We start from the raw sequence: 21,066 nt of genomic DNA, 5'->3' as shown, positions 1-21,066 counted from the left end.
GGCTACATAAGAACTCTAACTAAACAACCAGCGATATCATCCGCCCAAAAAAACCAGCATTCAAAGCTTCACATTAGCGTCAGCTAATACCTTAGTCTAAGCGAAATCCTTTTGAGTATTGAGTTAAATAAATGTAAACTCTGTGTTGCCCAAACCATACATGCGTTGGGTAATAACACGGAGTGTTACCTCCTCCCCTTATATAATAAAAATGCCTACGAATTAGGAAGATATATGTCAACAAGACGAATCACCGTCATACCTGGAGATGGTATTGGACCTAGTATTATCGAAAGCGCAATCGCAATTATGGACAAGGCCGGTTGTAATTTCGAGTATGATTTTGCCAACGCAGGCCTCGCTGCTTTGGAAAGCGATGGTAGCTTACTACCTGAAAAATCACTGCAGCTAATAGAACAGAACGGTATTGCTCTTAAAGGCCCGTTAACCACTCCAGTTGGTACCGGCTTTACCTCTATTAATGTATCAATGCGTAAGCACTTTGATCTTTACGCAAATATCCGCCCTGTGCGTTCCTTCGTTGGAACCAAAGCCCGTTATGAAAACATCGATATCATTACCGTTCGCGAAAACACCGAAGGTATGTATTCAGGCGTTGGCCAAAAACGCAGTGAAGACGGCGACAGTGCGGAAGCCATGAGTATTATTACGCGTGATGGTGCTGAGCGTATCGTAAAATTCGCTTACGAATTAGCGCGTCGAGAAGATCGCAAAAAAGTCACCACTATCCACAAAGCTAATATCATGAAATCAACATCGGGACTCTTTCTCGAGGTTGCGCGTGAAATCGCTAAGCAATACCCAGATATTGAATCTGAAGAAATGATTGTAGATGCGGCTTGTATGAATCTAGTGATGTATCCAGAACGTTTTGACGTAATGGTTACCACTAACTTATTTGGTGATATTTTGTCAGACTTATGTGCTGGCTTAGTGGGCGGTTTAGGTATGGCTCCTGGTGCCAATATTGGTGAACGAGCGGCAATATTTGAAGCGGTACACGGTAGCGCACCTGACATTGCAGGGCAAGATATTGCTAACCCGACGTCGGTCATCTTAGCCAGTATTCAAATGCTTGAATACTTAGGTATGGAAGAACAAGCTAACAACATTTTAAGTGCTGTTAAAGACGTAATATCAAGTGGAGATAGAACCACTCGAGATTTAGGCGGCACAGCAGGCACTAAAGAATTTACTCAAGCGATTTTAGACCGTTTGTAAAGCGGCTAAAAACACTAAAAGGCAGCTTATCTTAGCTGCCTTTTTAATTGCCGCCCTATACAGTACAGCTATATATATGCCCCTAACATCTAAGCATTGTTGCTACTTAAATCTGACCCTATGGTGACTAAGATAGCTATTACCGACTACATGAATTCTTCGAGGGCAAAACCAAACATAGCCAGCCAAGAATCATCACTACTCCGCCTAACGGTGTAACAGGCCCCAAAAACGTCGCCCCCCAGAAAGCTAAACCATATAAGCTACCAGCAAACATCCAACTACCCACCAACCACAAGATGGCGCAGAGTCGGTGCTGATTGAATATCGCGAGAGCAGCCACTAAATGGATCAGCTGATAAGTCACGCCGGTTTCTATCCAAGAAAGTTGCGCCTCTCCTAAGAAGCGGCTAAAACCATGCGCGGCACCTGCTCCCATAACCACAACAAAAGCGCCAGTAAGCCCAACAAATAGGCGCATTGGCCAATTAAAGCTACGAATACTGTTCATTCTGTCTCAATCAACCCTTCATTAACAAACTCTTGTTGCTCTTGTTCTACTAGAGAAATCATCCATTCTCGAAACGCGACTAATTTTCCTTGCTCTGCTTGGCTAGGTTTATACACCATGTAATAGGCGTTTTTACTTAACAATACTTGCTCAAACGGACATATCAGACGCCCAGCTTCAATTTCAGGTTTGGCTAATACACTGTGACCTAAAGCCACACCTTGACCATAAACAGCCGCTTGTAACACCATAGTAGAGTGGGAGAAAATCGGCCCATGGTTAACATTCATTTGACGTAAACCCACCAGTTTAAACCACGCTTTCCAATCACGACGAGCGGTATCGTGTAACAAGGTATGGTGTTGTAAATCTTCAGGCTTGGTTAGGGCTTTATCCCCAACAAGTAGACTTGGCGCGCATACTGGTACCAGATATTCAGTATGAAGCTTATCAGCCCGTAAACCTGACCAATTACCTCGCCCATAATAAATAGCGACGTCTACATCTTCGGTTAATGAGCCTTCATAGAGATCGACAGCTTTAATTCGCACATCAATATCTGGATGCATCTCACTAAATTGAGACAAACGTGGCACTAGCCATTGAATAGCAAAGCTAGGTTGTAAACTCACTGTTATCGTCCCTTTAGCGCCACGCGCTAACAAACGATCTGTTGCCTCAGTGAGAGAAATAAAAATATCTTTAATATCTAAAAAATAACCTTGGCCTTCTTCTGTTAACAGTAATGACCTGTTTTTTCTACGAAAAAGTTTCAAGCCTAAGAATTCTTCTAAGGCTTTAATTTGGTGACTTACTGCGGCCTGAGTCACAAATAGCTCTTCTGCGGCGCGAGTAAAACTTAAGTGTCTCGCAGCAGCTTCAAAAGCCTTAAGGGCATTCAGTGGTGGCAAACGACGCGCCATATTTACATCCTATTAACGGATAAGTTTTTCTAATCTATGGGCATTATAAATTATCTGTTGTTGAACAACCAGTTGCAGATTACTATGCACACGCAATCAAGCGAAGGGGTCTGACACAGCGCCGTATATCAAGGTGTTATGTCAGGCCTCTTTAAGTAGTTACCGGATTTGTAATTACTTTGATTGCTATGTTGTGTTTGCATTTGTCAGCCTTTTGCTGACTTCCCTGTTTCTTATTTTGACCCTGTCTGTCAAAAAGAATTTCAAGCCACTGCTTTAGCAGTGGCTTTTTTTTAACTAAAAATCATAAAGATAAGAGCAATAGTCAAAATAGCAACAGCATTCACTTTCGATACTGCTAAAACTTAATCATTAAAAAAAATAATCTTTGATTCCCAGCACAAAATAACTCGCTACAAATTAACTTCACTAGATAGTTGCTTTTTATGTTGATACTGATAATACACCAAGCAGACCAAGCCCATGCCCAACATCGGTAGCGCACTGTAGTTAACCACTTGCCAACCCAAGATTTGTTCTAGCCAGCCTGCTGATAAAGCAGAAATCGCCACCATCGAAAATACCAAAAATTCATTAACTGCCTGTGCTTTCGCTTTTTCACTAAGCTGATATGACTGAGTTAACATCTGGGTGGCACCAATGAACATAAAGTTCCAACCAATACCCAGCAAAGTTAAAGCAACAACAAAATGCTTGAAACTGGTTCCCAATAAATTGACCATTACACAGCCAAACATTAACAACAAACCCAACAACATGGTAGGGAACAAACCAATGCGCAATATTAGCCGACCAGTAAAGAATGAAGGCGCAAACATGCCTAGTACATGCCACTCAATCACACTCGCTGATTGTGCAAAGCCAAAACCGTGGTGATGCATTGCCAACGGTGTTGCAGTCATCAAAAGGTTCATCACAAAGTAACTGACGACAGCCGCCATCACCGCTACCACAAAGCTTGCCGATGTTATCACTTCGATTAATGGCCTAGCCGCTAAGTGATTTTGCTCTGCTAAGCGTGCCTCTTTAAAGCGAATAGTTAGCAACAACAATAAGGCCATAATGTATAAAATCAGCAAAGCTAAAAAAGCACCAATAAAGGGCTGCTGCGGCCACCAGTCTTGGCTATAGATAGCTAAACTTGGGCCTATAATAGCGGCGATAACGCCACCAGCCATAATGGCAGAAATAGCTCGAGCTTGTTGGCCTTGGCTACATAATTCCACCGCAGCAAAGCGATACAGCATGCCAAACCCAATACCTATACCGAGTAAGAAGGTAGCGCAGCAGAACAATGAGAAACTTTGCTGAGTAAGGGCGAAAATGGCTAAGATTGCACCGGAAATACCAATCAAATTACCAAGAACAAAGCCCTTCTTCCGTCCAGTAACTCCCATAATCAACGAGGCAGGAATCGTCGCCAACATCAAACCCAGAAACTGCATAGCAACCGGGAAAGTCGTCCAAACCGCAGACGGCGCTATCTCTTGACCAATTAAGCCCGTTACGGCTACCAGTAATATATTACCGGTAGTTAGCAAGGCTTGGCAGATTGCCAGTATCCATACAAATATGTTCAACAACGCTATCCTGTAGTTTCAACACTAATCATTTACTGAAGAAATAGGTATCTAAATAGTGTCAAATAGACGCCATCTTATGCAGTTTGCATTTAACAACTGAAATCAAAGAAACTTAGGAAAACACAATTCATCACCTAAATCGATATTTTTAATGGCTTGCATCGCAGTGTGATTTAAGTTGAGTATTTTATATATAGACTTGACATGTTCTGTTTTGCTAACACCAGGAATGGTACAGAATAAGTCATCGTTGCTGTACGCATAGGCAATGGCTAATTCGCTAACAGATAAGTCCATTGAGTCGGCAATAGGTGCTATTTTTGAGATTTGTTTATGGCACCACGTTAATAAGTTTTTTGAGGTAGTTGTGAGCGCACATCAGAAAAATAATTAGCGGGGCCATCCCTAAGAAAACTTTCAGTTATTAAACCTCTAAAAAGTGGGGAGCGACCAATAAAGCATTGTTTACGTTGCCTCAATATCTTAGCAAAATCAGTCTCAAAACGCCTTTCGAATACTGAGTAACTCCACTCAGAATAATGTCCAAAGTCGGTTTCAGAGGCAAATTTTAAAACATCAAGGGTACTAGCACTTACACCAAAAGAACCGATAAGACCTCGCTTAGCTAAGCTGTCTAAAACGCCTTTCAACTGTGGTATTAGACCTCTTTTTTGGGGTTATGTAATAATAAAATATCAAGGCAACCAACTTGGAAACGCTCTGGGAATTTATTTTCTTTGGTTAAGTAACTACACACTCAAATGATCGGTAACCGCTCGCAAAAATATACTGACAATCAATTGCGCTTGGCAAATTGTCAGCTTCTATACGAAAATACGCTCAATATGCGCCATGTGATTGAACAGTTATCTTAGAGTATTTCTAGGAGATACTTTGTATTTGTATTTGTTTTCGCTGATGCTTACCGATTAGCTGTTTAAGTCGTTAGCACAAAAAAGGCGCCCTGTAGGCGCCTAGTTTAGAGTGAGAATTTTATTCCCATTCAATGGTTGCTGGCGGTTTACCTGAAATATCGTATACCACACGAGAAATACCATCAATTTCGTTAATAATTCTGTTACTCACATGCCCTAAGAAATCGTAAGGCAAGTGTGCCCAGTGGGCCGTCATGAAGTCGATAGTTTCTACCGCACGTAGCGAAACCACCCAATCATATTTACGAGCATCCCCCATAACGCCTACCGAACGTACTGGTAAGAACACTGTAAACGCTTGGCTTACTTTGTTATACAAGTCATGTTTGTGTAACTCTTCAATGAAGATAGCGTCTGCACGACGTAACAAGTCACAGTACTCTTTCTTCACTTCACCCAATACACGGACACCTAAACCAGGTCCAGGGAATGGGTGGCGGTAGAGCATATCGTAAGGCAAGCCTAGCTCTAAACCAATTTTACGTACTTCGTCTTTAAACAACTCACGTAAAGGCTCTACTAAGCCCATCTCCATATCATCAGGCAAACCGCCCACGTTATGGTGAGACTTAATCACATGAGCTTTACCGGTTTTAGAAGCCGCTGATTCAATAACATCTGGGTAGATAGTGCCTTGTGCAAGCCACTTAGCATTTTTCAGCTTTTTAGACTCTTCATCAAACACGTCAATAAAAACGTGCCCAATAATTTTACGTTTCTTCTCAGGATCGCTCTCACCAGCCATCGCATCCAAGAAGCGATGCTCAGCATTGACATGAACAATATTTAAACCAAAGTGGTTACCAAACATATCCATAACTTGCTGGCCTTCGTTTAAACGAAGCAAACCATTATCTACAAATACACAGGTCAACTTATCGCCAATAGCGCGCTGAATAAGCATCGCTACTACAGAAGAGTCTACACCACCACTTAGGCCAAGAATCACTTCATCATCGCCTACTTGTTGCTTAATTTGAGCAACAGCATTTTCGATAATAGATTCCGAAGTCCACAATGCATCACAAGCACAAATGTCTTTAACAAAGTGCTCTAACATACGCAAGCCTTGGCGCGTATGGGTGACTTCTGGGTGGAATTGCACCCCGTAGAATTGTTTGTCTTGATTCATCATTGCGGCAAACTCACAACTTGGTGTTTGTGCAACAGTGGTGAAACCGTCTGGAATAGCCGACACTTTATCACCGTGGCTCATCCAAACATCAAGCAGCGCATTGCCGTTTGATGCAACGGCATCTTCAATCGCTTTAAATAATGGGGAGGCAGCTACAACTTCTACTTGAGCATAGCCAAATTCGCGCTCGCCCTCTCCTTGTATAACCGCTCCGCCTAATTGCTCAGACATGGTTTGCATGCCATAACAAATACCTAATACAGGCACACCAGCGCTAAATACATATTCAGGCGCACGCGGCGAATTGTTTTCAGTAACACTTTCTGGGCCACCGGCTAAAATAATGCCGTTTGGGGCAAACTCGCGAATGTCAGCTTCGTCTACATCCCAGCTCCACAACTCACAATAAACACCAATTTCGCGAATACGACGCGCGATAAGTTGGGTGTATTGTGATCCAAAATCTAAAATTAGAATACGATGTTCGTGGATATCTCTGCTCATAATCACTTACTTTAATTTGGCTAATAGAACTAAGCGCCTTTCGGCGCTTAGTAGAAGTAAAACGGTTTTGGCTTAACCCATACGGTAGTTCGGAGCTTCTTTCGTAATGGTTACGTCATGTACGTGGCTTTCGCCCATACCAGCACTCGTCACCCGAACAAATTCAGCTTTAGTGTTTAATTCGCTAATAGTAGCGCAACCGGTTAAGCCCATACATGACCGTAAACCGCCCATTTGCTGGTGAATAATGGCTTTAACTGGGCCTTTATAAGCTACGCGACCTTCAATACCTTCTGGTACTAATTTGTCTGCCGCATTGTCGGTTTGGAAGTAACGATCAGATGAACCTTGAGACATGGCGCCTAATGAGCCCATGCCACGGTATGATTTGAACGAACGGCCTTGGTAAAGCTCTATTTCGCCTGGCGCTTCTTCCGTACCAGCAAACATGCTGCCTACCATTACACAAGACGCGCCTGCAACTAAAGCTTTTGCAATATCACCAGAGAAGCGAATACCACCGTCTGCGATAACCGGAATATCACGACCTTTCAGCGCTTCTACAGCATCAGCTACTGCAGTAATCTGTGGCACACCCACACCCGTTACGATACGTGTTGTACAAATTGAACCTGGGCCAATACCTACTTTAACCGCACTTACACCGGCATCTGCCAAAGCTATAGCACCAGCGCCTGTTGCAACGTTACCGCCAACAATAGGTAGCTCTGGGTATTTTTCGTGAGTGGCTTTAATACGATCCAATACGCCTTGCGAATGACCATGAGACGAGTCAATTAATAATACATCTACGCCAGCTTCAACCAAGGCGTCTACACGCTCTTCGTTACCTGCGCCAGCACCGACAGCAGCGCCAACACGTAAACGACCAAAACTATCTTTACAAGCGTTTGGCTTACGCTCGGCTTTCTTGAAATCTTTTACCGTAATCATACCGGTGAGTTTGAAGGCTTCATCAACCACCAACATCTTTTCAATGCGGTGTTCGTGCATTGCCTTTTCTACTACATCACGTGATGTGTCAGTAGTCGTTACCAAACGTTCTTTAGGTGTCATCACCTGAGAAACCGTTTTAGTAAAATCTGTTTCAAAACGCAAATCACGACCGGTAACAATACCCACCAAATCATTTGCTTCTGTGACGACAGGGAAGCCAGCAAAGCCATGAATTTGGCGAAGCTCTGCAATTTGACCCAGCGTTAACTCAGGTGTAACCGTGATAGGTTCTAGTACGATACCTGCTTCAAACTTCTTCACTTTACGAACTTCGGCAGCTTGCTGTTCAATGCTCATATTTTTGTGAATAAAACCAATGCCGCCTTCTTGGGCTAAGGCAATAGCAAAATTCGCTTCAGTGACGGTATCCATGGCTGCAGACACCATTGGAATACTTAAAGAGATATCTTTCGTTAGACGAGTCGCCAAATTGGCGGTATTTGGAAGTACTTCTGAGTGGGCAGGAAGTAGTAGTACATCATCGAAGGTTAAGGCTTCTTTGGAAATTCTCAACATAGCAACATTCGCCTAAATACAGTTAATAAAGGGATAAAATATTGCGGTCGGATTATAGGTATAAAGCTGGCCAAGGTAAATTGAAAAATGTTATTTTCTTACATTATTTTCAAATTAGCCTCGAGTGCACTGATGCAAACCAATCAAATAGCCGCAAATATCCTCAGTGTAAGTCAATTAAACCAGCAAGTTAGACGATTGTTAGAGCATTCTCTAGGTACTGTTTGGTTAGAAGGTGAAATCTCTAATTTTTCAACACCATTTTCGGGACACTGGTACTTCAGTTTAAAAGACCATTCTGCGCAAGTTCGCTGTGCCATGTTTAAAAACAGTAACCGTAAAGTAGTATTTAAACCCGAAAGCGGCATGCAAGTATTACTCAAGGCAAAAATCACCATGTACGAACCACGTGGTGACTATCAACTGATTGTTGAAGCTATACACCCCGCAGGGGATGGCGCCATGCAACAGGCTTACGAACAGCTCAAAATGAAGCTAGCCGGCGAAGGCTTATTTGCTGAAGCCGAAAAGCAAGCACTTCCAGCATACCCCAGTAGCATTGGCATTATCAGCTCTGCATCCGGGGCCGCGCTGCAAGATATTTTGTCGGTACTTGCTCGCCGAGCGCCAGCTATTCGGGTGATAGTTTATCCTGCATCAGTTCAAGGTGAACTTGCTGTCCCGCAGCTTATAAAAATGATACAAATCGCCAATCAACGTCAAGAAGTCGACTTACTGGTCGTCGGTCGAGGAGGCGGTTCTAAAGAAGATCTTTGGGCGTTTAATGATGAAGTGCTAGCCAGAGCCATTTTCGACTCACATATTCCCGTAATATCCGCCGTCGGTCATGAAGTGGATGATAGCATTAGCGATTTAGTGGCTGATGTTCGAGCCGCCACCCCGTCAGCAGCTGCAGAAATGATAAGCCAACAAGCCACTCACATTGCTCAAGGCATCACTCACTTCAAGCAACAGTTAGTACAGCTCTCATTGCATGAATTTAGGCGTCAGCAGATTCGCTTAGTCCAACTTGAGAACACACTCACAACCTTATCCCCACTGCACTTATTAGAGCAACAACAGCAGCGTTTTGATGAACTTGAACACCGTTTAAGGTTTGCCATTTCTCAGCAGCAGTTACAAGGCCGAGAGCGTCAATCCGGACTCAAGCAGCGTTTAAAACACGCTTTATTGGAGAGAAAGATCACTCAGCAGCAGCAGCGAATAGATGAGCAAACAAGACGCCTTATTAGTGCCAGCCAAACAACACTGAATCAGCACCAACATCTGTTAGCAGGGGCTTGCCGCCAATTAGATAACTTAAGCCCTTTGAAGGTCTTAGACAGAGGTTTCAGCTTAGTTACTCACCAACAACAGCTAGTCAAACAAGCGTCGCAGCTAAAAGCAGGCGATGTGATAAACGTGAAGTTTTCAGATGGCAACCTAACAGCGACCGTAAACCACCAGTAATTGTTGTTTTAAACACTCAGCTCACATCTAATGAGTGACCCATCAAAATAAATGGGTTTTTAAAGAAAATTAACTTAGTATTACCCAGACTAAACGAATACCTAGTTAGTTTGCAGTTCAGAACAAGTGACGACCAAGCCCAACTAGAGGCGCGGCGCATATTCTTGGTAATTAACTAGCCATTAAATAAACAAAATTAGCAGCAATACTATGAACTTACCGGATAGCAACAAGGAGCGTGAGCTAACCAGCGTCGATAATAGGGAACAGCTAATCGGTATGATATACCGAGCAGCAGCAGAACCTGAATATTGGCCAGACTTGCTTGAGCACCTCTACATGATGCCAGAACTACAGCGTTCTGAAAGTAACGACCCTTCGTCAGCAAAATTAAGCCAAATGCTAGACGCCGTCTCTCCACAACTATCAATTGTCGAGAGCCAATACTCGCAGCGCAATCAGCTGTTATTAGAGCACTTTAACCAAGCCCTCAATATTGCCAAGCGCATTTATCAACTTGAAGAAAAAAATCACTCACTTAACTCTTTACTCGATCACATACCGGTGGGGGTAATTTTAGTAAACGCTCAAAGTGAAGTGTTGCTGACTAACGAATTAGCAGAAGAAACCCTTCAATTAGGCCAAGGCTTATATCAAAAAGATAAAAATTTGGTCACCCAACAGAGCGAGTCAACTCGATTACTCAAAAAATACATTGAAGAACTCTCTTCATTGGGACCAAATGAATCAAGCAGCCGTGGTTTACCAATACAAATTGATGGCGAAACTGAAGTTCAAACCATGGTGATTTTAAGCCCCGTAAATCACTTACAAAACCCCACCCTAGAGCGAAATGCCAGCGTGGTGGTATTTATTTCACCTTCTCGTCCCGACGTAGAGCTTGATCTAGGCGCCTTCGCCGACGGCTACCACCTTACCCCTAAAGAAGCGCGTATAGTCAATTACATCGCTCAAGGCATGTCGCCTCCCGATATCGCTGATAAAATCTTTGTTAGTTACAATACCGTCAGAACACAATTAAAATCGGTATTCAAAAAAACAGGGGTTAGTAGTCAAAGTGAGTTAGCTAGCTTAGTGTTAACAGGACCTTGGGGAATGTTATCGCAAAATAGTCGCCATTTTGGGTTTTCTGAAATACAAAATAGCGACGCTAAATACTTCACCTTAGCGGATCAACGAGTGCTTTGTTATCAAGAATACGGCGACCCTAATGGTAAAGCGTTAGTCTATTGCCACAGTATTTTAGGTTGTCGACTAGAAAATTTTTTCGACCAAATTGATATCGCTAAGCAATTAGGTTTGCGTTTAATTTCTGTCGATCGTCCGGGGTTTGGCGGATCAGATTATTGCGAAGGCTACAGTTTTTTAAAATGGGCTGAAGATCTAAACGCACTGTTAACCCATTTGAATCTAGATAAAGTGGAACTGGTTGGTTATGCCACGGGCGGGGTGTACGCCGCTTGTTGCGCCGCGACGATACCAGAAAAAATTAGTCACTTAACAATCATCAGCTCCGGCGACGCTCTCACCTTCGACAGCGATTATCAGGCCACAGCAAAGCTCTACCGAATGCACATGAAGCTAGCCCGCGACTTTCCAAGCATGCATCGTTTATTCACCAATATATTAGACAAGGGCCTGCATAAAGACCCGAATAAGTTGTTTAAAGTGTTGGCGCGTGATTTGGAAGGCACCGACGTTGAATTGTTTGAAAGCCCGCAATTCAAAGATAAGTTTGGCCGCTACTTGAAGGAATCAAAAACTCAGGGCGGTAACGCATTTTCTGATGAAGTCCGTCAAGTCATGGCCCCTTGGGGGTTCAACATTGAAGACGTTAAGCTTAGCACTCAGCTATTTCATGGTGAGCAAGACAAGCATATACCATTGGTGTTAGCAGAGCGCTTTGTCGAACGAGCAGCAAATGCCAGCATCACCGTGTACCCTGATCAAGGCCACTATATGATCTATCGGCAATGGCCTAATATCTTAGAGGCTATCGCCAAACGTTAGCCTGCAAAAGTACTAGGTGGCCATAGGCCACCTAGTACTTATTAACTGATGGCTTCAAAGCGGCGAATAACCGCACGCTTCGATTTAAGTTCGTTACAGCTATTACAGAAATAATCCACCGCACCGCACGCCTTCAGTTCCTCTAATTCTACATCACACTTGTCACAGTGCACCCGTTGCAAAAATTTATGATGACAAGCGCCACATACCCAATGATCAAGCTCGTGTTGTAATTCGCCATCACATTCAGGGCAAGCAATTTCAATACTCATAGCTAACTCCAGTTATTTCTTTTTGTACTTACTGACACTTTGCATTTTTTTACGGCGACGTTCTTGCGCAATAGTCAATTTTGACTTCTTATCAGAGAATGGGTTCTCACCTTCTTTAAATTCGACTCGGATCGGTGTCCCCATTATTTCCAATGCTTTACGGTAGTAGTTCATCAAATAGCGTTTGTATGAATCAGGTAACGAGTTAACTTGATTACCATGAATCACTACGCGCGGCGGATTATAGCCACCGGCATGAGCATAACGTAACTTAACCCGACGCCCCCGCACTAGCGGCGGTTGGTGGTCATCTTGAGCCATTTGCATGATACGAGTCAGTAATGACGTAGACACGCGCTTGGTCGCGCTGCTATAAGCCTCTTGAACCGATTCGTAGAGATGACCGACACCTGTACCGTGTAAGGCTGAGATGAAATGAACGCGAGCAAAGTCGATAAAACCTAAACGGCGGTCTAATTCAGTTTTTATTCGCTCTTTATGATCATTATCTAAGCCGTCCCACTTATTAACAGCCAGTACCAATGCGCGACCCGCATTAAGAACAAAACCTAGCAAACTTAGATCTTGATCTGAAATACCGTCTTTAGCATCAATCACCAACATCACAACGTTGGCATCTTCGATCGCTTTTAAGGTTTTAATTACAGAGAATTTTTCTACCGTTTCGGTCACTTTCCCGCGCTTACGCACCCCAGCAGTGTCAATCAAAATATAATCTTGATCCTCACGCTGCATCGGAATATAGATGCTGTCGCGGGTGGTTCCAGGCATGTCGTATACCACCACACGGTCTTCGCCAAGAATACGATTGGTGAGTGTAGACTTACCCACATTCGGCCGGCCAACAATCGCCAGTTTAATCGGTAAGTCTGCAAACTGCTGGGCTAACTTATCAAGCTCAGATTCACTCAGCTCGCGCTGTTCATCGAGTTCAGAATCGGGTTCTTCACTTTGATTCTCTAATTGCTCAGTGACAAACGGACGTAATGCCTCTTCAAGTAACAGATTTACGCCACGCCCATGAGCGGCGGCAATATGATGAACTTCGCCTAATGCCAGCGCATAAAACTCGCCACACGCGGCATCTGCGTCGATGCCATCGGTTTTATTAGCCACCAAGAAAATTTTCTTTTCTTGCTTACGTAAGTGGTGGGCAATCGCCTCATCGGCCACGGTCATGCCCGAACGCGCATCCACTAAAAAGAGCACAGCATCAGCTTCTTCAATCGCTTGTAACGATTGTTGAGCCATCATTGCATCGATCCCTTCTTCATCGCCATCAATACCGCCGGTATCGATAACAATGAACTCCTGCTCGGCAACTTTAGCTTGGCCATATTTGCGATCACGAGTTAATCCGGGGAAATCGGCAACCAGTGCATCCCTACTCCGTGTAAGGCGATTAAATAATGTAGATTTGCCAACGTTTGGACGTCCCACTAGGGCAACAACAGGAAGCATAAGGGCCTCTTTTTATGAATATATGACATGACAAAGGCTCATGGTTAATTAACCATGAGCCTTTCATACACGATTATAACAAACTTAACTGCGATCTAGCGCAATTAGCTTACCATTTCGTGCTTGTATGATAATTTTGTCGGAGGTTACCACAGGTGCAACATATAAGCCGCTTTTATCTACCAACATTTTACTGACGAATTCGCCGTTATCACGGTTTAACCAGTATAAGTAACCCTCGCTATCGCCGACCAATATATAGCCGCCGTCTACCGCCGGTGCGGTCACGATTCGATACGATAAGGCTGTTTGCGTCCAACTTTCAACGCCATTACTGCGCTCTAAGCCGTAAACATTATCGCTAGCATCGGTTACATACAGATTTAAGCCTGCTCCGGCTAAATTCTGGTAAGCGGAATAACTGCGTTTCCACTCTTCTTCACCGGTACGTAAGTTAACTGAAACCAAGTTACCATTATAGGCCACGGCATATAATTGTGACCCCACTAAGACAGGTTTACTATCAACATCAACTATGCGGTCAATTTCAGTTGAACCTTTAGGTTGCGCCAGTTTGGTTTCAAACAATAATTGCCCGTTCTCGAGCAAATAAAGACCAATCTTACCGTCACTGCGACCTAGGATAATAGCGCCATTAGAAATAATTGGCGGCGCTTTACTGCGTAAAGACAAAGCAGGCTGATCAATTTTCGAGTCCCACTTAACTTCACCACTGTGCGCATCAAGAGCCACTAAATGGCCATTGCTGGTCATTATAACCACGACGCTGTCTTCAACCGCAGGGGTTGAGATAACTTCACCCGCAACCTTGGCTTGCCATACTATATCGCCGCTTTCAGCATCTAGCGCAAATACGTCAGCATTTTCAGTGCCAAGGTAAATTCGTTTATAAGCAGCAGTTAAACCACCTGAAATACGAGCATTTGGCGTATTTCCAGAAAACTGATTGTTACTTTCAACTTTCGATAAATCAGTTACCCAAAGGCGCTTTCCTGCTAAACCGTATGCGCTAACTTCGCCAAAACGAGCAGCGGCAAATATACTGTCATAGGCCACGACCGGTGTTAAAGCGGAAAAGAACTGCTCAACCCCTTTACCAACCCGAGACTCCCACTGCGTAGCAACGGTGAACTGATTAGCAAACTCTGGGACCGGTGCCATTTGCACAACATCTTCTTCAGTGTTGAATAAAGAGCACGCCGATAAACCAAGCAGCAAACAAGCTAAGCTAGCACCACGCCACGCTTTAGCCATTAGTAGCCTCTACTTGTGTTAAATCGTTCAGTTTCATATTTACACTTGGGTCAACTTCACTAGCACCCGCCGCAACAGCAGCTTGATAAGCTTGGCGCGCCAAATCGGTGTCGCCTTGCTGGAGATAAATATCCCCTTTAATTATCTCAACCGTCGCCGTTAACGCTGGCTCACTAACTAAAGCTAAACTCGCTAAAGCATCTGTAAAAGCCGCTTGCTGAGCTTGTACCCGGGCTAAGCGTGTATAAATTAAGCCTTTCAGCTCTTCAGGTGCGCCCTCTAAAGCTAAGTTCAGCTGGGTTTGCGCTTGTGTAAAATCTTCTTTAGCCACTAATTCTTTAGCTAAAAGTAGTGATGCAAACACCGAATAGTTTTTGTCGCCCTGATTAGCCGCAACATAATTGGCTAATGGAGCGAGCTCTGCGGTGTTTCCCGCCACTTGAGTCACAACTTGCTGATAAGCATCAGAAGCGGCCTCTTGCTGAGCAACTTGATACTCACCAAAATAGCGCCAACCAAACACTGCGGCTAAACCCAAAACTGAACCGCCAATCACTGATGTTCCGTTTTTCTTCCACCAATCTTTAATGGCTTGAACTTGCTGTTCCTCAGTAGAATAAATGTCCACTGTGTCTCCTTAACTAATCTAATACGGTATTAAGCAAGGCAACTAACTCATCTTGAGCCACGCATTGCTGTTGAATATCTTGTCGTAAGTACTTCACGGTAACTTGTTGGTTAGCTAACTCATCTTCGCCGATGATTAATGCTACTTTAGCGCCCGATTTATCGGCCCGCTTAAATTGCTTTTTAAAGTTACCACCACCACAGTGACTCATGGTCCGCACCGAGGGTAACGCATCTCTTAATTGTTCAGCTAATGAAAACGCCGCCCCAAGTGTCCCTTCTCCAGCATTGATCACATAAACATCGGCAGTTGATGGTAATTCACCCAACAAATCCAGAGTTTCAAGTAACAATACCAAGCGTTCCATACCCATGGCAAAACCAACGGCTGGTGTAGGTTTGCCCCCCAATTGCTCAACCAAGCCATCATAACGGCCGCCAGCACAAACAGTGCCCTGTGAGCCTAAACTATCCGTGACCCACTCAAATACTGTGCGATTATAGTAATCAAGCCCACGCACTAAGCGCGGGTTAAGCTCATAGCCGATGCCTGCATTATCCAACAAAGCACACAGTTGTTCGAAATGAGTTTTACTGTCTTGATCAAGGTAGTCGGCTAAACTTGGCGCGTCAGCCAAAGCGGCTTGTACTTCAGGGTTTTTACTATCTAATACCCGTAGCGGGTTATCATACATTCGGCGTTTAGATTCTTCATCTAAGGCGTCTTTATGTCCTTCAAGGTAAGCAATTAAGGCTTCGCGATAATTAGCTCGGGCCTCATTTGAACCCAAACTATTGAGTTGCAAAGTCACATGTTTTTCAAGGCCAAAAGCCTTCCAAAATCGTGCAGACAACAAAATAACTTCAGCATCAATATCAGCACTAGCCATACCAAATGCCTCAATGCCTAGCTGGTGAAACTGACGATAACGGCCTTTTTGGGGACGCTCATGGCGGAACATTGGTCCCATGTACCACAAGCGCTGCTCTTGATTATATAGCAGGCCAGCTTGATTACCCGCGCGAACACAACATGCTGTCCCCTCTGGTCGCAGCGTTAAGCTATCCCCATTGCGGTCTTCAAAAGTGTACATCTCTTTTTCCACAATATCGGTAACTTCGCCGATAGAGCGCTTAAACAGGTTAGTGCTTTCTACAACAGGCATTCGAATTTCGTTATAAGCATAAGCGGCGACGACCTCGCGAATAACCGATTCCACTTTCTGCCAAGCGGGTGTATCACTTGGCAAGCAATCATTCATGCCACGTATTGCTTGTATTTGTTTTGCCACAATAATCTCGAATAAAACAGGTCAATAACTACTAAAGACCCATGATTATAGGGTCTTTAGCCATCTAGGTAAATTTAATCTATTACTGTTAAGCTATCAGCTGATGTTTTTCACAGCTATTCTTGAACGTATTTTTGCTTCTAGCGCATCAACTAAGTTGTCGTTATCAAAACGTTCTTTTTGACGGACGCCATCTTGGTAGAAACCACTTTTATTTTGACTGCCTGTAATGCCTAAATCTGATATCAACGCTTCACCGGGACCATTGACGACACAACCAATAATCGATACATCCATGGGTTCTACGATGTCTTCTAAGCGCTGCTCTAAGGCATTCACCGTTGCAATCACATCAAATTCTTGGCGTGAACAGCTTGGGCAAGCGATAAAGTTAATCCCACGAGAACGAATTCGTAGAGATTTGAGGATATCAAAACCAACCTTTATTTCTTCAACTGGATCAGCAGCCAGCGATACCCGAATAGTATCGCCAATACCTTGCGATAACAGCATCCCTAAGCCCACTGCAGATTTTACCGAGCCACTGCGTAAGCCGCCAGCTTCGGTAATTCCAAGGTGAAGAGGCTGGTCAATACGAGAAGCAAGCCCTTGGTAAGCACCTACCGCAAGAAATACATCCGAAGCTTTCACACTCACTTTAAACTGGTCGAAGTTCAGCCTATCTAAAATATCTACATGGCGCATCGCAGATTCAACTAATGCTTCAGGGGTGGGTTCGCCATACTTTTCTTGTAAGTCTTTTTCTAAAGAACCGCCATTCACGCCTATACGAATAGGAATATTTCGGTCTCTAGCTGCGTCAACAACTGCGCGAATACGTTGCTCGTTACCAATATTACCGGGATTAATTCGGAGACAGTCAGCACCGTACTCAGCGACTTTTAAGGCAATTCTGTAATCAAAATGGATATCGGCAATAAGCGGAATATTCACTTGTTGTTTTATGAGTCTAAATGCTTCGGCTGCATCCATCGTTGGTACTGATACACGCACAATATCTCCACCCACTGCAGCGATACGGTTGATTTGATCAACGGTAGCCTCTACATCAGTGGTGCGAGTGTTTGTCATTGACTGGACGGAAATAGGTGCATCACCACCGACAGGAACATTACCCACCATTATTTGCTTAGATTTACGGCGTTTAATTGGGCTTGGCTGGTTCATAATAATCGCGACGTCTTAAATTTAGTTAATTAGGTATCTTCATACGGACAACTTTACCGTTTTTAAATGACGATAAGTCTATTTTATCTTGGCCATAATTGACGCTAACCCCAACAGAAGTGCCTAGCACGATACTATACGGGGCCGGGCCGGTTACTGATAGTTTGTCACCCGCCTTCTTAATCGCCGCGACTAATCGCTTACCTGTTGCATCACGGATTTCTACCCAGCACTCTTTTTCAAAACTCATGCTAAGCGGTAAATCAGCCACTTCCGTTGGTGTTTCTACAATGACTTCGGCTGGTGTTTCTACTATGACTTCGGCGAGGGGCTCAGCAACCGTTTCAGCGGGGGCATCAAGCTCGCTGGCTTGGCTCGGTAAATCGGCAATCGCTGCTGAATCAGCATTCGATGGAAGGTCTAGAGGCGCATTGCTGTCTTCGTTAACAACCGTCGGCTCAAGCGCGTCAACTGCAACGACAGACTCAGCCTCAGAACTTGATAAGTCAGCGGTTAGGTTCACTTCAGCTACTGGCTCTGAAGGTTGAACATCGGTGACGGCATTACTGCTAGTTTGAGGAGCAAATTCTTCTTGTTGGTTTTTCTCTTGCCACCACCAAATAACCAATAAAACAACAATCCCAAAGGCGACAAAATAGGTAAACTTCATTAATCGGCTATCATGTGTCTCTTGCTTAAACCGGCCAGAAAAACTCTGCATTTCAGTACGCTGTTCTTGGGCGTCATTTAAGTGTGCGTAACTAGACAGAATTAACTCTTCAGACACGTTGACTAGTCGAGCGTAACCACGCAAATAGCCTTTGATAAAAGTTACCGACAAGCCACCATCAAAACTGTCTGCCTCAATGTCTACCACCACTTGCAGGCGCAGTTTCAGCCTCTCTGCAACCTGATTCTGGCTCAGGTTCGCGGCGACTCGTGCTTCCTGAAGCATCTGGCCAGGACTTACAACTTCAATATCTTCACTGAGCTCAGTAGGCTCTAATTCAATTTTAGTAGTCATTGGCCATATATCGTTTAGTTTCTTCTGATTTAGGGAATTGTTGTTGCAAAGTTAGTCCCCAGCGGGCCTCTTCGGCGAAATTGTCAGCGGCACTTTCTACTCTGATCCAAGCAAAAGCACTTTTAGCCGTTGTTTCTGACATACTATCATAACGTTGTAAGTATAATCTGGCTTGCTCGGGTTTATTTTGCTGGAGATAAACCTCACTGGCACCAAGCAAAGAAGCCGGTCTACGAATGTTATAAGCCAAAGCACTACTGAAGTATTCAAGCGCTTTATCCAGATGCCCAGCGGTCAACGCACACAGGCCAGCATTTTCATTAGTACCCGCTACTTGAACGTATTCAGGGTTAGCCAAGGCCTGGTTAAACAAGGCATCGGCTTCTTCATAGTGCTTCTGTTTACACAACATAACGCCATAGTTATTCAACACATCGCCATTGTTTGGCGCGATTGACTTAGCTTTTTTATAAGCGTCTAAGGCTCTATCAGGCTGTCTTACCTGCTGGTAGAAGTGTGCTTGAGCAATATATACGTCAACGAGGTTAGGGGCGAGTTCTTGAGACAATTCAAGGTTTCGTTTTGCTTGCTCTGCATCACCAGCTTCTAGATAGCGCAAGGCCAAACTAATGCGAGTTTTGGCCGCAGCATCTTTATCAAGTTGTTTATCTTTATTGTTTACTTCTTGGCCATTCACTCGGGTTTCTGTGACACAACCTGTCACAGAAAGCACTACCAAAAACAAGTACAACCAGCGTTTCATATCCGTCCTTCGATAAGGTTAGTTATTGAATTGTGACTGAAATTTCTTGCTGTTGCATCCGTTTTCTCATTGTTCTTTTGGTTCTGTCTACGACATCACCTGCTAACTGACCACAAGCTGCATCTATATCATCACCGCGGGTTTTACGAACCACTACTGTTGAGCCATATTCCATCAACACCTTACAAAAACGATCAACCCTACTATTGCTAGGCTTGGTAAAGGGTGAGCCGGGGTAAGGATTAAATGGGATCAAGTTAATTTTACATGGTGTATCGCGTAAAACTTCGGCTAACTCATGCGCTTGTTCCATTGAGTCGTTTACACCATTTAGTAAAACATACTCTACGGTTACCTTACCGCGGTTGGCATTCGATTTGTCGATATAGCGCTTAACCGCCGCTAAAAACGATTCAATGTTGTATTTATCATTGATTGGCATAATTTCACTACGCAGCTTGTCGTTTGAAGCGTGCAAAGAAATTGCCAACGCCACGTCTATTTGGTCACCCAGTTTATCAAGGGCTGGCACTACACCAGAAGTACTCACCGTGACTCTTCGCTTACTTAATCCATACCCGTTGTCATCTAACATGAGTTCTAAAGCAGGCACCAAGTTATTGAGATTAAGCAAAGGCTCACCCATCCCCATCATTACCACATTGGTAATAGGTCGCTTGCCCTCAATGCCTTTATGGCCAATAACTTGAGCTGCGCGCCACACTTGACCAATAATATCAGATACTTTTAGGTTGCGATTGAACCCCTGCTGACCAGTAGAGCAGAAAGTACACTCCAAGGCGCAGCCCACTTGAGAAGACACGCATAACGTCGCACGGTCTCCTTCAGGGATGTATACCGTTTCAATTTCTTGACCAGCAACTAACATGGCCCATTTAATCGTGCCATCAGCACTGCGCTGTTCGGTGCTTATCTCTGGTGCTTTTACTTCAGCAACCTTTTTAAGCTTCTCACGCAATACTTTATTAATATTATTCATTTGATCGAAGTCGTCTACACCAAAGTGATAAATCCACTTCATTACTTGATCAGCACGAAATGGTTTTTCTCCGATCTCTGCGAAAAACTGACGTAATCCATCTCGGTTAAAATCAAGTAAATTTGTTTTTGTTTCACTCATCGCTTAACTCCACGACTGACCATTTAAAAAAAGCGCCGAATTGTACAAATTATGACGGCAAAATACCAGTTAAACTCGGTATTCAGGGCCATTTGGCAGCTATTGATGTAATAC

Annotated in this window: 19 protein-coding genes; 3 read left to right on the top strand and 16 right to left on the bottom strand. The window is 43.9% G+C overall.

Features of this window, described 5'->3' with window-relative positions; all coding sequences use genetic code 11:
* Positions 1–234: 234 nt before the first annotated feature.
* Positions 235–1,242: an isocitrate dehydrogenase gene (locus ACVFI8_RS18450; protein ID WP_248712128.1), complete on the top strand. Its 1,008-nt coding sequence runs from the start codon at positions 235–237 to the stop codon at positions 1,240–1,242.
* 139 nt (positions 1,243–1,381) lie between these two features.
* Here the strand turns inward: ACVFI8_RS18450 and ACVFI8_RS18445 are convergent, their stop codons facing one another.
* From ACVFI8_RS18445 to guaB, 7 genes are all read right to left on the bottom strand, one after another.
* The gene (locus ACVFI8_RS18445) at positions 1,382–1,753 is read right to left on the bottom strand and encodes a DUF423 domain-containing protein (RefSeq protein WP_457872242.1); all 372 of its coding nucleotides are present in this window, start codon (positions 1,751–1,753) and stop codon (positions 1,382–1,384) included.
* The gene (locus tag ACVFI8_RS18440) at positions 1,750–2,676 is read right to left on the bottom strand and encodes a transcriptional regulator GcvA (protein ID WP_248712130.1); all 927 of its coding nucleotides are present in this window, start codon (positions 2,674–2,676) and stop codon (positions 1,750–1,752) included. Before ACVFI8_RS18440 ends, ACVFI8_RS18445 begins: the two co-directional genes overlap by 4 nt.
* 413 nt (positions 2,677–3,089) lie before the next feature.
* Positions 3,090–4,277, bottom strand: a complete 1,188-nt coding sequence (locus ACVFI8_RS18435) for an MFS transporter (RefSeq protein WP_457872241.1) — start codon at positions 4,275–4,277, stop codon at positions 3,090–3,092.
* A 105-nt stretch (positions 4,278–4,382) separates the two neighbouring features.
* Positions 4,383–4,607: an aldo/keto reductase gene (locus tag ACVFI8_RS18430; RefSeq protein ID WP_457873835.1), complete on the bottom strand. Its 225-nt coding sequence runs from the start codon at positions 4,605–4,607 to the stop codon at positions 4,383–4,385.
* A gap of 17 nt (positions 4,608–4,624) precedes the next feature.
* Positions 4,625–4,930 carry an aldo/keto reductase gene (locus ACVFI8_RS18425; protein ID WP_457872239.1) on the bottom strand — a complete coding sequence of 102 codons (306 nt, stop codon included), beginning with the start codon at positions 4,928–4,930 and terminating at the stop codon, positions 4,625–4,627.
* Between the two features lie 343 nt (positions 4,931–5,273).
* Complete coding sequence (gene guaA / locus ACVFI8_RS18420; protein ID WP_248712134.1) at positions 5,274–6,854, bottom strand: glutamine-hydrolyzing GMP synthase; 1,581 nt, start codon at positions 6,852–6,854, stop codon at positions 5,274–5,276.
* Positions 6,855–6,926: 72 nt separating this feature from the next.
* Positions 6,927–8,387: an IMP dehydrogenase gene (gene guaB, locus ACVFI8_RS18415; RefSeq protein WP_457872238.1), complete on the bottom strand. Its 1,461-nt coding sequence runs from the start codon at positions 8,385–8,387 to the stop codon at positions 6,927–6,929.
* 87 nt (positions 8,388–8,474) lie between these two features.
* On the opposite strand from guaB, the gene xseA reads away from it, so the two are divergent.
* A complete protein-coding gene (xseA, locus tag ACVFI8_RS18410; RefSeq protein WP_457872237.1) occupies positions 8,475–9,857 on the top strand; it encodes an exodeoxyribonuclease VII large subunit in 1,383 nt (460 codons plus the stop codon).
* Between the two features lie 210 nt (positions 9,858–10,067).
* Positions 10,068–11,888, top strand: a complete 1,821-nt coding sequence (locus tag ACVFI8_RS18405; RefSeq protein WP_457872236.1) for an alpha/beta fold hydrolase — start codon at positions 10,068–10,070, stop codon at positions 11,886–11,888.
* A gap of 41 nt (positions 11,889–11,929) precedes the next feature.
* Here the strand turns inward: ACVFI8_RS18405 and ACVFI8_RS18400 are convergent, their stop codons facing one another.
* From ACVFI8_RS18400 to ACVFI8_RS18360, 9 genes are all read right to left on the bottom strand, one after another.
* Complete coding sequence (locus tag ACVFI8_RS18400; protein ID WP_457872235.1) at positions 11,930–12,160, bottom strand: zinc ribbon domain-containing protein; 231 nt, start codon at positions 12,158–12,160, stop codon at positions 11,930–11,932.
* A 12-nt stretch (positions 12,161–12,172) separates the two neighbouring features.
* The gene (gene der, locus ACVFI8_RS18395; protein ID WP_248712139.1) at positions 12,173–13,642 is read right to left on the bottom strand and encodes a ribosome biogenesis GTPase Der; all 1,470 of its coding nucleotides are present in this window, start codon (positions 13,640–13,642) and stop codon (positions 12,173–12,175) included.
* An 84-nt stretch (positions 13,643–13,726) separates the two neighbouring features.
* Positions 13,727–14,917: an outer membrane protein assembly factor BamB gene (bamB, locus tag ACVFI8_RS18390; protein ID WP_248712140.1), complete on the bottom strand. Its 1,191-nt coding sequence runs from the start codon at positions 14,915–14,917 to the stop codon at positions 13,727–13,729.
* Positions 14,910–15,545, bottom strand: coding sequence for a YfgM family protein (locus tag ACVFI8_RS18385; protein WP_248712141.1), 636 nt, complete (start codon positions 15,543–15,545; stop codon positions 14,910–14,912). Before ACVFI8_RS18385 ends, bamB begins: the two co-directional genes overlap by 8 nt.
* A gap of 13 nt (positions 15,546–15,558) precedes the next feature.
* On the bottom strand, positions 15,559–16,836 hold the full coding sequence (gene hisS / locus ACVFI8_RS18380; protein WP_457872234.1) for a histidine--tRNA ligase: 1,278 nt from the start codon (positions 16,834–16,836) through the stop codon (positions 15,559–15,561).
* 96 nt (positions 16,837–16,932) lie between these two features.
* Positions 16,933–18,024, bottom strand: coding sequence for a flavodoxin-dependent (E)-4-hydroxy-3-methylbut-2-enyl-diphosphate synthase (gene ispG / locus ACVFI8_RS18375; RefSeq protein ID WP_248712143.1), 1,092 nt, complete (start codon positions 18,022–18,024; stop codon positions 16,933–16,935).
* A gap of 25 nt (positions 18,025–18,049) precedes the next feature.
* Positions 18,050–19,048 carry a RodZ domain-containing protein gene (locus ACVFI8_RS18370; RefSeq protein WP_457872233.1) on the bottom strand — a complete coding sequence of 333 codons (999 nt, stop codon included), beginning with the start codon at positions 19,046–19,048 and terminating at the stop codon, positions 18,050–18,052.
* Complete coding sequence (pilW, locus tag ACVFI8_RS18365; protein ID WP_457872232.1) at positions 19,038–19,811, bottom strand: type IV pilus biogenesis/stability protein PilW; 774 nt, start codon at positions 19,809–19,811, stop codon at positions 19,038–19,040. Before pilW ends, ACVFI8_RS18370 begins: the two co-directional genes overlap by 11 nt.
* Before the next feature lie 22 nt (positions 19,812–19,833).
* A complete protein-coding gene (locus tag ACVFI8_RS18360) occupies positions 19,834–20,952 on the bottom strand; it encodes a bifunctional tRNA (adenosine(37)-C2)-methyltransferase TrmG/ribosomal RNA large subunit methyltransferase RlmN (protein ID WP_248712146.1) in 1,119 nt (372 codons plus the stop codon).
* Positions 20,953–21,066: the final 114 nt, after the last annotated feature.

The sequence above is a fragment of the Agarivorans sp. MS3-6 genome, assembly GCF_054112545.1.
Note: the sequence above shows the minus strand (reverse complement) of the source record. Positions and strands in the feature narration are given on the sequence as shown.